The 11,725-nt window shown below is 47.7% G+C and carries 17 protein-coding genes; 11 read left to right on the top strand and 6 right to left on the bottom strand.

Features of this window, described 5'->3' with window-relative positions; translation table 11 throughout:
• Positions 1 to 81: 81 nt before the first annotated feature.
• From KNO65_RS14140 to KNO65_RS14135, 3 genes are read left to right on the top strand one after another with little or no spacing between them, the layout of a single operon-like run.
• Complete coding sequence (locus KNO65_RS14140; protein ID WP_214784952.1) at positions 82 to 555, top strand: hypothetical protein; 474 nt, start codon at positions 82 to 84, stop codon at positions 553 to 555.
• A gap of 3 nt (positions 556 to 558) precedes the next feature.
• Positions 559 to 681, top strand: a complete 123-nt coding sequence (locus KNO65_RS15725) for an NAD(P)-binding domain-containing protein (RefSeq protein ID WP_251131742.1) — start codon at positions 559 to 561, stop codon at positions 679 to 681.
• Between the two features lie 27 nt (positions 682 to 708).
• A complete protein-coding gene (locus KNO65_RS14135; RefSeq protein WP_251131741.1) occupies positions 709 to 1,137 on the top strand; it encodes an NADPH-dependent F420 reductase in 429 nt (142 codons plus the stop codon).
• A 39-nt stretch (positions 1,138 to 1,176) separates the two neighbouring features.
• Here KNO65_RS14135 and KNO65_RS14130 read toward each other — a convergent pair whose 3' ends face one another.
• A complete protein-coding gene (locus KNO65_RS14130) occupies positions 1,177 to 1,512 on the bottom strand; it encodes a TM2 domain-containing protein (RefSeq protein WP_015880594.1) in 336 nt (111 codons plus the stop codon).
• A gap of 104 nt (positions 1,513 to 1,616) precedes the next feature.
• Between KNO65_RS14130 and KNO65_RS14125 the strand changes: the two genes are divergently transcribed.
• Positions 1,617 to 1,775 (top strand): hypothetical protein, encoded by a 159-nt coding sequence (locus KNO65_RS14125; protein WP_031424520.1) that lies wholly within the window; start codon positions 1,617 to 1,619, stop codon positions 1,773 to 1,775.
• Positions 1,772 to 2,170, top strand: a complete 399-nt coding sequence (locus tag KNO65_RS14120) for a CobD/CbiB family protein (RefSeq protein ID WP_214779882.1) — start codon at positions 1,772 to 1,774, stop codon at positions 2,168 to 2,170. The genes KNO65_RS14125 and KNO65_RS14120 overlap by 4 nt, the downstream gene beginning before the upstream one ends.
• A 35-nt stretch (positions 2,171 to 2,205) precedes the next feature.
• Here KNO65_RS14120 and KNO65_RS14115 read toward each other — a convergent pair whose 3' ends face one another.
• Positions 2,206 to 3,441: an MDR family MFS transporter gene (locus tag KNO65_RS14115; RefSeq protein WP_214784950.1), complete on the bottom strand. Its 1,236-nt coding sequence runs from the start codon at positions 3,439 to 3,441 to the stop codon at positions 2,206 to 2,208.
• A gap of 102 nt (positions 3,442 to 3,543) precedes the next feature.
• Between KNO65_RS14115 and KNO65_RS14110 the strand changes: the two genes are divergently transcribed.
• Both KNO65_RS14110 and KNO65_RS14105 read left to right on the top strand, forming a co-directional pair.
• Positions 3,544 to 5,169, top strand: coding sequence for an ABC transporter substrate-binding protein (locus KNO65_RS14110; protein ID WP_078146179.1), 1,626 nt, complete (start codon positions 3,544 to 3,546; stop codon positions 5,167 to 5,169).
• Between the two features lie 11 nt (positions 5,170 to 5,180).
• Positions 5,181 to 5,582: a hypothetical protein gene (locus KNO65_RS14105; protein WP_214784948.1), complete on the top strand. Its 402-nt coding sequence runs from the start codon at positions 5,181 to 5,183 to the stop codon at positions 5,580 to 5,582.
• 14 nt (positions 5,583 to 5,596) lie between these two features.
• On the opposite strand, the gene KNO65_RS14100 is transcribed toward KNO65_RS14105, so the two are convergent.
• A complete protein-coding gene (locus KNO65_RS14100; protein WP_015880600.1) occupies positions 5,597 to 5,806 on the bottom strand; it encodes a YdiK family protein in 210 nt (69 codons plus the stop codon).
• A gap of 16 nt (positions 5,807 to 5,822) precedes the next feature.
• A complete protein-coding gene (locus tag KNO65_RS14095) occupies positions 5,823 to 6,518 on the bottom strand; it encodes a CPBP family intramembrane glutamic endopeptidase (RefSeq protein WP_230872870.1) in 696 nt (231 codons plus the stop codon).
• A gap of 212 nt (positions 6,519 to 6,730) precedes the next feature.
• Between KNO65_RS14095 and groES the strand changes: the two genes are divergently transcribed.
• From groES to KNO65_RS14075, 4 genes are all read left to right on the top strand, one after another.
• Entirely contained in the window at positions 6,731 to 7,015 is a 285-nt protein-coding gene (groES, locus tag KNO65_RS14090; protein WP_015880602.1) for a co-chaperone GroES, read from the top strand.
• A gap of 40 nt (positions 7,016 to 7,055) precedes the next feature.
• Positions 7,056 to 8,690: a chaperonin GroEL gene (gene groL, locus KNO65_RS14085; protein ID WP_214732102.1), complete on the top strand. Its 1,635-nt coding sequence runs from the start codon at positions 7,056 to 7,058 to the stop codon at positions 8,688 to 8,690.
• A gap of 197 nt (positions 8,691 to 8,887) precedes the next feature.
• A complete protein-coding gene (locus tag KNO65_RS14080; RefSeq protein ID WP_074034797.1) occupies positions 8,888 to 9,694 on the top strand; it encodes a hypothetical protein in 807 nt (268 codons plus the stop codon).
• A gap of 116 nt (positions 9,695 to 9,810) precedes the next feature.
• Positions 9,811 to 10,032 (top strand): TIGR04104 family putative zinc finger protein, encoded by a 222-nt coding sequence (locus KNO65_RS14075; RefSeq protein ID WP_214784946.1) that lies wholly within the window; start codon positions 9,811 to 9,813, stop codon positions 10,030 to 10,032.
• A 59-nt stretch (positions 10,033 to 10,091) separates the two neighbouring features.
• Here KNO65_RS14075 and KNO65_RS14070 read toward each other — a convergent pair whose 3' ends face one another.
• Both KNO65_RS14070 and KNO65_RS14065 read right to left on the bottom strand, forming a co-directional pair.
• A complete protein-coding gene (locus KNO65_RS14070) occupies positions 10,092 to 10,799 on the bottom strand; it encodes an ABC transporter permease (RefSeq protein ID WP_214784944.1) in 708 nt (235 codons plus the stop codon).
• Entirely contained in the window at positions 10,796 to 11,644 is an 849-nt protein-coding gene (locus KNO65_RS14065; RefSeq protein WP_074034792.1) for an ABC transporter ATP-binding protein, read from the bottom strand. Before KNO65_RS14065 ends, KNO65_RS14070 begins: the two co-directional genes overlap by 4 nt.
• Between the last annotated feature and the right edge of the window lie 81 nt (positions 11,645 to 11,725).

Below are 11,725 nucleotides of genomic sequence, written 5' to 3'. Positions count from 1 at the left end.
CTAGGTTTTTTTACGGAAAAGCAGGGAAAAAGAGTAGGGTAAGTGCGCGTCATGTTTTCTACCTAAGAGGAGGAATTTTTCATGGCTAAAAAGGAAAAACAACCGTATCACATCGTCACGTTCACGTTCCCAGAAGAGGCAATCTCGTATCAGGCGTTCAGTAAGCTGAAAAAGTACCATTCGGATGGGCTCGTCGGTTTTGAACAATTGGTCGTCATCAAGCGTGAAGAGAACGGGGCGTTCTCGTTTGAGGATGCGGCACAGCTCGCACCGGTCAATAAGTCGACGAAAGGTGCGCTCATCGGGATGGCGGTTGGAATCCTCGGAGGTCCGTTCGGTATCCTGTTCGGGACACTCACAGGTGGTCTCATTGGCGGCACGAAAGACGTAAAACATTTACAAGGCATCCAAGACACGTTCAAACGGACGGTCGGTAACATCGAACCAGGTCAGACCGGGGTCATGGCGATCGGAGAAGAATTCGACCCATCGATTTTAGACGGGCTTGCAGCAGAGTTCGGAGGGACAATCACGCGGACAGACGAGGAGCTGTGAATCATGAAACTCGGGATCTTAGGTGCCGGGAAAGTGGGACGCACGCTCGGGGAGCAGTTCGAACGAGCAGGCTATGAGGTGCTGTACGGGACACGGACGGAACGGGAAGGGACATTGACGCTATAAGAGGTCGCCTCGACGAGCGATGTCCTATTGCTCTGTACGCAGTTCGCGGCCGCAGTCGATCTGATACCGACACTCGACGGTCTGGATGGGAAAGTATTGATTGATGTGACGAATCCGATTGTCATCGAATTTAACGAGGTCGAGCGACCGGACGGGGTTTCGGGAGCGGAGTATTTGCAGCGACTCATTCCGGATACGAAAGTTGTGAAGGCGTTCAATCAGACAGGGGTCGAGAATTTAGGCGATCCGAATGGGTCCGTCATGTTCGTCGCAGGTGAAGATGAGGAAGCGGTGCGGCTTGTTGTCGAGCTATCGAACGAAATCGGATTCGATACGCATCCGCTCCACGGACTGAAACTTGCTCGTGAGCTCGAAGGGTTGGCGTGGCTCTGGATTCATCATGCAGTGAAAGAGCGAAAATCACGGGACTTCGCCTTCTACTTAACAGAACGTTGAAAGACGATCGGGGCGAGATGACCCGATCGTCTTTTTTGATTAGAATCCTGTATAGCGATCAGAACGTGTTTGAAGCAGCTTAATCGTCTCGCGCTCAATCTGCTCAACTTCACGTTGTTGCCAACCCGGCATGAGAAATGCATCAACGAGTGCCCAAATGCCTGTGATGAATGCACCGAGACCGAGCGTCAAGACGACGAGTAGGACCATGGCGATTCCTGAACCGATTTTTTTGAAATAGAAACGATGCGCACCAAATGCACCGAGGAAAAACCAAAGCAAGTAGGCGACGAGCAAGCTACGTTTTCGTTTTTCGACTTCGCTGTTCACGAGTAACATTTCTTCTGTCGTCAAATCCATACGCGAATCATACATAGAACTCCAACTCCTTATCCATAATTGTTATAATGAGTTCGCACTCAAGTATATCGGAAAATGGATTTGTTTCCATGATTTCCTAAAAAGAAAAGAGGTTCTTTATGCTTTTTCCGATTTTGACGTTTATCGTCGCATTTGTTCACGTCGTTGGTGGGGCGGTTGCCCTTTATCAATATCCGCAATATAAACGTATGGCAATCAGTGCCATCGTACTCGGGTTCGTCTACGGTGGATTGACCGTGGCGGTGATTGGATTATGAAGTGGGGGTCAAACGGATCACTTCGTTCGCGTCTTCAAATGCAGAGCGGCTATCAGTTGGGGACATACTTATTTTTAGGTCTCATCATTTTTGATTTACTCTTAGGCGACGTTCCAAGAATCTCGTTTGCGATGTATGCCTTGTTCTTTTACTTTTGGCAGCGTGAACGCGTAGAGAAAGAAGAGAAGGGGGTGGCGGAGAAGATGAAGCGGAAGTCGGATGAGTGGACGATCACACTTGTCGTCTTGCTTTGTTTAGTAGGCTATGTGGTCTCCCTTGCCCTACAATATCCATCTGTTTCGTTGCTCGAGCTGAGCATCTATGGCTTCTCGACAATTTTCTGCATCCGGGCGTTGACCTTGATCTATGCGATGTACCAACAGCAGCTCGACTAAAACCCATCCTTCCACTGAGAAAGGATGGGTTTGATTTAGGACGCGGCTCGTCGCAGGACGAGCTTTTCTTTTACATAGATGCCGCTATAGACGAGGAAACAGCCGAAGCTGACCAACAGTCCGATGTAGACGCTCATCATGAACGGGGTGAGAAGCGACCCAATCAAAATCGTCGAACGTGATAAGAAGTCGGCACCGGCGAACGAGGTCCCGGCAAACGCAGAGTACGCACCACGGCGGTCTTCTGGCATCATGTTCGCCTTCTCCGTGTTCAATACCGGTGAGTACAACAATTCGCCGAATGTTGCGATGAGCATGAAACCGAGAAGGAGCATCATCGAATTCGCACTCGTGATGACGGCGTACCCGATCGTGTATAGCACGAGCCCACCGAGAAGTGTGTGCTTGTTTGAGAAACGTGAGGCGAGACGTTGGATGAAGAACGTCAACGCGACGACGATGAGCGTGTTCTCGATTTGAATGAGACTCATCATCCGCACCCCGTTGATTGTCCATGATTCAATCGAGAGCGGTTCGAATGAATCGGCGAGCCGGACCGCGACATAACTACCCATTGAGAACTCAGCAGCGAGGATACACATCGAGCCGAAGACGACTTTGACGAACGGGCGGTCACGCCAGGCGATTTGATAACTTTGGAACACGTCGACGAAGACGAGGCGAAGCTTTTGAGAGGTCCACGTCCGTTTCGTGTCCTCGAGGAAGATGGCGTACGCGATCGGCAACATGCTCGACGTGAACGTCAAAATCCAAAATAGTAACAATTGATTGCTGACATAGAGCCAGCCCCCGAGTGCCGTCCCAATCGTAATGGATAAGTTGATCAACCAGTAATCGAGCGCGTACACGGCTTTTCGGTTCTCAGGCGTTGTCGCATCGATGATGATGGCGCTCATCGCAGGCCGCCCGAGGTTGTTCGTGACCGTGAAAATCGTATAGGCGATCATGAAAATGATCATCTGGTCGAACTGAAGACTGAGCGTCATGACGAGAAACATCGAAGCGGTGAGACTTGCCGTCAACACGAGAAGTCGCTTCCGTGAGAATTTATCAGCAAGGTATCCCCCGATTAACCCGATCGCGTATCCGAGACAGACGAGCGAGATTAAGAAGACGCCCGCGATCCATTCATTGAACGCTTTGACAAAGAGAAGTGCCATGAACGGCATGATGGCGAATGAGACCGAACGGTTGAAAAATGATGTCACGAGTCGAACTTTTATTGGTTTAGGTATATCTTTCCATTTCATCTTGTCACCTTCCATTCTGTACCTGTATGATAAACAAGACAACGGATTTGAAAAATGGACGACATGGAGAAATGATGTCCACTTTTAAGGGGGGGATGTGACGTGGATGCATATTTATTTCGATTGTGGAAAGAGTGTCGGGACGGAGCGTACACGATTTCCGATATGGCGGAAGCCATTCATTTAAGCCCGAAACAGACGAAGCGTCATTTGGCACGGTGGCAAGAAGAAGGATGGCTTACGTATACGAGCGGCCGCGGACGGGGGAATTTGACGCGTCTCGAATGGCTACGACACGTCGAGCGTGATTTGGCGAAACAGCTGCTTGACCGCATAGAGAAAGAGTCGGTCGAGGCAGTGACAAATCAGCTGGAGTGGGACTGGTCGCCTGCACAGGCGGGTCGGTTCATGCGTCAACTCGAGAAGAAGTTCGGTTACGTCCAAACATCGAGTGATGCACTCATCATCCCGCGACGCCGTCACTTTTTGACGACACATCCGCTCGAGGCGGCTGACATCCACAGTGCCCACCTCGTGCAGAACGTCTTCAATCGTCTGTTCATGATTGACGCGTCTGGTGAGGTCACAGGGGAGCTTGCGCATCACTATGAATGGCAGGGGAATACGCTCGTCTTGTTTCTTCGGAAAGGGGTACGATTCCATGACGGGTCGCTCATGACGAGTAAAGATGTGACGAAAAGTTTACGCACACTCGTTCAGTCGGATGCGTATCGGTATATGTATCGGCACGTCCGGCATATCGCATCGAACGGCACGTATCGCGTCGACGTCACGCTCGACCGGCCTCGGAATTCGTACATCCCGAAACTGTCGATGATTCATACGAGTATCGCTAAAGGAAGTGTCGGGACGGGGCCGTTTCAATTGGATCGCCATGACAAGGAGAAGACGGTCCTCCTCGCCTTCGAGAATTATTTTGGGGTGCGGGCGCTCCTCGACCGGGTCGAGTTCATCAAAGTGCCGGACGGATACGATCCGACGTATCGCATCTCATCAAGAGATTCCAAAGAAACCGGACACATCTCGACACCGTCCGGGTTCGGGCTTGTCATCTTGAACAGTCACCCGAATAGTGTGTTCGCGAATGAAGAAGCGAGACATTACATGCATCGATTGATTGCGGAGATTCGACCGGAAATCGGGACACGGAATGAACGGAGAACACCGAACGACCGAGGTTTTCTCGGTTCGCTGAGCGAGACGTATCGCATTCCAAAAGGAACACCCGTCACGTTCGACCGACCGATTCGAATCAAACAGACGGACTTCACGAACGATACGACCGACTGGATTGCCGAAATGTTAACGCGTCACGGCATTGCTTATGAGTTCGTGCCCATCAGCTTCAAAGATTCGATCCATGACAAGACGTATTATGAATACGTCGATTTGGTCGTTCACGGGGAAGTGTTCGAGCGGAACATCACGCTCGGGTTTGAACAGTTCATGACGAACGAGTACTCGCCCCCGCATAAAGTGTTCCCTTATATCGAGGGGATGGTGGAGCGGGTCAGGCAATATGATGACCTGCCGTTTGAAGACTGGTTGCCGCTACACCGGGAGATTGAGCGCGAGTTGAAAGAGAAGTCGTACTTCATCCCGCTCTATAACGAGGAGAGGACCATACCGTTCCCGGTCGAGCTGAAGGACGTCTGTGTCGACTTGTTTGGTTATTTTGATTTTGCGAAACTATGGATTCCATCATAAGGAGGGGTTCGATGAGGAAAAAACTATTGTTGGCATTTCTTTTCTTCAATCCAATCGTATTTCTGATAGGATGGTGGAACGGTGAATGGATGACGATTACAGTGGCGGGATTCGGTGTTGTCTTCCATGCACTTTATCAGGAGCAACTCGAACAGTTTGATGGAGAGAAGGTGAAGTCACTGATACAGAATGTCGATTCGAAACTCGTCTCATCGATTGGCTTTCTTTCAATTTTCAGCTTTTTTGTCGTCGTCTGGTTCTTTGACGAGACGTCAGTTCCGTTGCTTGATACGATGTACGTCGTGTTTGGTGTCATCATGATGCGTCGTGGTATGTTGATTCGCAGTGCTGTACTCCATGAAAAGATTGATTTGACGAACGTCATCCATATAAAGAAAACCCCGAGCTCGTAAGACTCGGGGTTTCATTATGCGGATTTGTCCGTGCCTTCTTTTTTGACTTTTCGGGCGAGTGCCAAGATTTGATACACTTTGAAAAAGTCGTAAGCGGCGACGGCGATGATGAAGTACGTCCAGAAGCTGAAGCCGTACTCTTGTACCGAGAAGTACGCGAGGACGGTGAACAACACACCGAACGATAGACTGAAGAGCATCATCACTTTTAATTGTCGCGGCATAACTGCCACCTCATTTCTACATTAAAAATAGTACGAGCATCACGAGCGCGTTGTTAAACGCGTGGATGGCGATTGGAACGATCAATCGTCTTGTCTTCGCATACGCGTAAGAGAATGCAAAACTCATCGCGATATACACGAGGAACCGATTATCTTGGTGGATGAGTGCGAATAGGATCGAACTGACACCAAAGGCAATCCAGAAACCGAAGCGCGCGTTCAAGTTCCCGAACAAAATATGACGGAAGAGAATCTCTTCGATGATCGGTCCGAGTAAGACGACTGGCAAAATCATAAGTGGAATGACTTCCACCATCTCGGCGATGTTTTGTGTGTTCATCGACTCGACCAGTTCACCAGAGATGGCCGTCTCAATCAAGTTCGCCACGATGACGAGCCCGTATTGCATCAAAATCCCGAGCCCGATCCATTTGACCGTGTCGTTCAAGTTCGACTGGATACCTTGGGCTTTGTATTGTTTCAAGTCTGGCCAGATGAGCAAGATTGACAGAACAATCGTCACACCGAATCCGATGGCGAGCCAGAGCCCGACGAACGTTTCTGTTAGCCATTCCGGTCGTACTTCACTGAGGACGAGCGGGAATAGCTGGACGAACGCATATAGTAAAATCGGGGTGAGGTGCCGGAGACGAATGTTAGGCGCCATCGAAAAACGGGTATTTATCGATTGGTTTGAGTTTAGTGTAGCCAATTCAACACGTCCTTAATATAAGAGTGAACCTACCTTTCTCTCATTGTAACAAATAAGTTCTCTTGACCGCGAGTAAGAGCATTTTTTAATGTATCCCACTTGATTTTTTTATCGACACATACTACACTAATCAGTGTTAGCACTCCTTTTAGCTGAGTGCTAAAACCTTACGATACACATTACATCATTCATATTCGGAGGAGGGTTTTTCCATGTTAAAACCACTAGGCGATCGTGTCATCATCGAAGTCGTGGAGAAAGAAGAAAAGACGATCGGGGGCATCGTGCTTCCTGATACGGCGAAAGAAAAGCCGCAACAAGGGAAAGTCGTCGCAGTCGGTACAGGCCGCGTGACGGACGAAGGCAAGCGCATCGATCTTGACGTGAAAGAAAATGATTTGGTCATCTACTCGAAGTACGCAGGTACCGAAGTGAAGCATGATGGAAAAGAATACTTAATCGTTCGCGAGAGCGATATTCTCGCAATCGTAGGCTAAGCACCATTATTCAAAAACTTTTTTTAGGGGGAAATGAACGATGGCAAAAGATATTAAATTCTCAGAAGATGCACGTCATGCGATGCTTCGCGGCGTCGACGCACTCGCTGACGCAGTCAAAGTAACGATTGGACCAAAAGGACGCAACGTTGTCCTCGAGAAGAAATTCGGTTCACCACTCATCACAAACGATGGCGTGACAATCGCGAAAGAAATCGAACTCGAAGACCGCTTCGAAAACATGGGCGCGAAACTTGTTGCGGAAGTCGCGTCGAAGACGAACGAAGTCGCAGGGGACGGTACGACAACAGCGACAGTCCTCGCACAAGCGATGATTCGTGAAGGGCTCAAGAACGTCACAGCGGGCGCGAACCCGATGATTCTTCGTAAAGGAATCGACAAAGCGGTCACACGCGCACTTGAAGAGTTGAAAGCCATCTCGAAACCAATCGAGTCAAAAGAAGCGATCGCACAAGTCGCGGCCATCTCGGCAGCAGACGAAGAAGTCGGCGAATTGATCGCAGAAGCGATGGAGCGCGTCGGGAACGACGGTGTCATCACAATCGAAGAATCACGCGGCTTCACGACTGAACTCGACGTCGTTGAAGGAATGCAGTTCGACCGTGGATACTTGTCACCATACATGATCTCAGACTCTGACAAGATGGAAGCGTCACTCGACAACCCGTACATCTTGATCACAGACAAGAAGATCTCGAACATTCAAGAAATCATCCCAGTACTCGAGCAAGTCGTGCAACAAGGGAAGCCGATCTTGATCGTCGCAGAAGATATCGAAGGCGATGCCCTCGCGACACTCGTCTTGAACAAACTTCGTGGTACGTTCAACGCGGTAGCCGTCAAAGCACCAGGATTCGGTGACCGTCGTAAAGCGATGCTTGAAGACCTCGCGACACTCACAGGTGGTCAAGTCATCACAGAAGACCTCGGTCTCGATCTCAAATCAGCATCACTCGACATGCTCGGTCGTGCATCGAAAGTCGTCGTCACAAAAGACACAACGACTGTCGTCGAAGGTGCAGGGAACGAAGACGCGATTAAAGCCCGCGTTCAAACGATCCGTAACCAAATCGAAGAGACAACGTCTGACTTCGACCGTGAAAAACTCCAAGAGCGTCTCGCGAAACTCGCAGGTGGCGTAGCCGTTGTTAAAGTCGGTGCAGCTACGGAGACAGAGCTCAAAGAGCGTAAACTCCGCATCGAAGACGCACTCAACGCGACACGTGCAGCAGTTGAAGAAGGAATCGTTGCGGGTGGTGGTACATCACTCATCAATGTCATCCCAGCCGTTCGTGCGTTGCTTGCAGAAGTGACAGCGGATGAAGCGACTGGTGTGAAACTCGTCCTTCGTGCACTCGAAGCACCGGTCCGTCAAATCGCGGAAAACGCGGGTGAAGAAGGTTCGGTCATCGTCGAGAAACTTAAGAACGAGTCAGTCGGTGTCGGGTACAACGCGGCAACTGGCGAATATGTCGACATGATCGCACATGGTATCGTCGACCCAGCGAAAGTGACGCGTTCAGCACTTCAAAACGCAGCATCTGTTTCAGCGATGTTCCTCACAACGGAAGCGGTCATCGCAGACAAGCCAGAAAAAGACGCTCCTGCAATGCCTGACATGGGCGGCATGGGTGGAATGGGCGGTATGATGTAAGTCATATGCCTTCACAGGAACCATTCATCAGCGAAAGCTGGTGGGTGGTTTTTTGTTTTATATATTGGAAATAAATTAAATACACCCTTTGGCCCTTATTATTTTCTTTTATAGATAATATTTACTTAAATGTAATTAATAACTTAATTAATGATTGCTAGTGGTATAATATAGAAATTAAATAAGGAGGGTTAAAATTGAAAAAAATAAAGCTAATCACATCTCTAGTACTAGTTAGTTCAATTTCTATCTCGAATGTTCAAATGCTTACACCAGTTTCAGCAGAAGAGGAAAAATATAATCTGTCTTCTGAAGTAAATGTGCTTAAAGACACTGACGAAGTTATGATTTATACAGTTAATGAGGAAGGTTCTTTATATAAATATTATGAGTATATAAGTTTATATAAAGTAAAAACGTATAAGTATTTGATTGCAAACAATGAAGAAATACTAGTTGAAAATTTTGAAACGGTTTTTAATTCCGAAGGGAATATAATTGAATCTGAAATAGCAAATCAAACTAGTGAAGTTGACAATTTAGATTATGGAACTACATATAATCAAGTGAGCAGCGTTTCACAAGGTATTTCTTTAGCAAGTGCAAGTGGTAAATGGGTTAAAACTAGTTCGGTTGCCGGTATGAGTTATATTCAATACTCTAATGGGGGAGGATTGGCTAGATACAGTACTATGGAAAAGAAAATACCTAAATACAATACAAAATTTAATGAATATACGAAAAAGGTAGACTCTCTGATTAACATTGAGCGTAGTACTTTAATTAGCGCCTTTGGATTGGGCGGTATCGATGCTCTCATAAAAGCTTTTTCAGGTAAAAAGATGAGTGTGGCAGCAGTGAAAAAATTCGCTTCATCAGTTTTAAAAGGTACAATAGGAGTAGGGACTGCATACAACATAATTGACTATGTTCTTACTTATGATAAAACTCATAAACAATTTTATAGTATCCCGGGAAGTTATTATTATTGGAAGAGACTTTAAAGTATAAGACAAGACTTAAATGGATGTTAGAACATGACATAACCATCTTCAATAATGAATCTTCAAATTGAAACCTACTTATCCTTCATTCGTAATGATCGAAGGAGGGGGGGGCGATGGCACCACATTGCACGAATTGTCACTATAAATGGAAAATGAAAGAGGTATGGTCATTTGGATTTTCCAAAGACAGAAAAGCATGTCCGAATTGTGGACACACGCAATATATTTCTGGTGAAACTCAGCGTCTATTTACATTAGGCTATTTGAGTCTTCTATTTGTTCCATTTCTTCTATTTCGAATCCGATTAAGCGATGAGAATAATCCATTCCTGTAACAAGGATAACGAAAAACAGGGCTACGATACGTAGTCCTGTTTTTGTATGGTCTTAACATTCAGTCTGTCTGTTTCCGGTTATACATCACGACACTACCGACGAATGCAGCAAGCGCCCACGCCGTAAGCAAACCGAGCTCTAGCCCGACGGTACCGAAGTTCGCACCGTCTTCCACTTGATGAGCCACATCAATCAAGAGCACGTTCGGTAAATACTCTAGCAATCCGATGATGGCGAAACGGTCTTGTAGTGGCAACAACATCGGTGAGAACGAGAAGAAAAAGAACGGCAACATGACAATCAATGAAGCTTCCATGACCGTCTTCGACATCAAGCCGAACATCGTTCCGATCCCGATATAAAAGAATGTCGAGACGATGAGCGCGAGAGCGATCACAGCCAGATTTTGTGGAGCATAATCCATCAAAAATGACGAGGCTACGATGAGGATCATCGTCGTCACGAATGTGAGAGCGCTCTTTCCGAGCAAGATGTCGAGCGTGCTCGCTGGGGATAACATGAGCCCGCGAAGCGTGTTCTTCTCTTTCTCTTCGGCAATCAATGCACACTGCACAAAGATTGCGACGAGGCTGAACGTGATGTTGATGACGAAGTACGTGATATCGACGCCGCCTTCACCGATTCGCGAATAAAAGACAGCGAAGAAGAGCGGCATGACCAAGGTTGACGAGACGAATAAGTTTCGTGACAAATCCTTGTAGTCTTTTTGGAAAATGGCGAGTGCGCGTTTCAATGAAAAAGTCATGATAATTTCCTCCCTGTCACTTCGATAAAGATGTCGCCGAGTGTCGGCTCATTGGAGTGAATCGATGCTATATTTTTAGCACGCATCTGTTTATGGAGCCAGTCCGCGCCTTCGTCGGTTTGTGTCACTTCATGCGTCTGACCGTTGTTCAATTCGACTCGCATCGAACCAGTCGCATATTTCCTGCGCAATACGTTCGGGGCATCGAGCAGTTGAATCGACCCTTGATGTAAGAAAGCGACACGATCACACAGCTCTTCGGCTTCTTGCATATCGTGTGTCGTCAGAAAGATGGTCGTTCCGTTTGCCTTCAACCGTTCAATTCCTTTATAGATATGTCGAGAGTTGACCGGGTCGAGAGCCGAGGTCGGTTCATCTAGAAACAGGAGCTCTGGCTCATGAAGAAGGGCGCGTGCGAGCGTCACCCGTTGTAACATCCCTCTAGAGAGTTTGTCGATGCGCTTCTTCCGTTCCCCGCTGAGGTTGACCATGTTCAATACCTCATCGATCCGAGTCTTTGGTTCATCATAAAGGTCACAATATAAGCTCAGGTTCTCTTCTATAGAAAGTCGTGTATAAAGACCACTATTGTCCGTCAACACGCCGATGCGTTTACGGTACTGTTCTTGTTTCAAATCAGCGACCGGTACGCCGAAGACGGTGGCATCACCGGCTGTCTGTGCGAGTTGTGACGTCAAAATTTTAATCGTCGTCGTCTTTCCTGAACCACTCGGTCCTAAGAAGCCGAACACTTCCCCTTTTCCTACCGTGAACGTCACATCATGTAACGCTTCCTCGTTTCCAAACAATTTCTTCAACCCGTTCACTTGAATGATTGGTTCCATTCCCGTTCCTCCTTGTCGATGTCGTCTTGCTTGTCTCTATCGTATAGGGAATGGGGGAAGGCCGCACTAAAATGGCGATAA

This window comes from Exiguobacterium sp. S3 (assembly GCF_018617295.1).
In the GTDB taxonomy this organism is placed as follows: Bacteria; Bacillota; Bacilli; order Exiguobacteriales; family Exiguobacteriaceae; genus Exiguobacterium; species Exiguobacterium profundum.
Note: the sequence above shows the minus strand (reverse complement) of the source record. Positions and strands in the feature narration are given on the sequence as shown.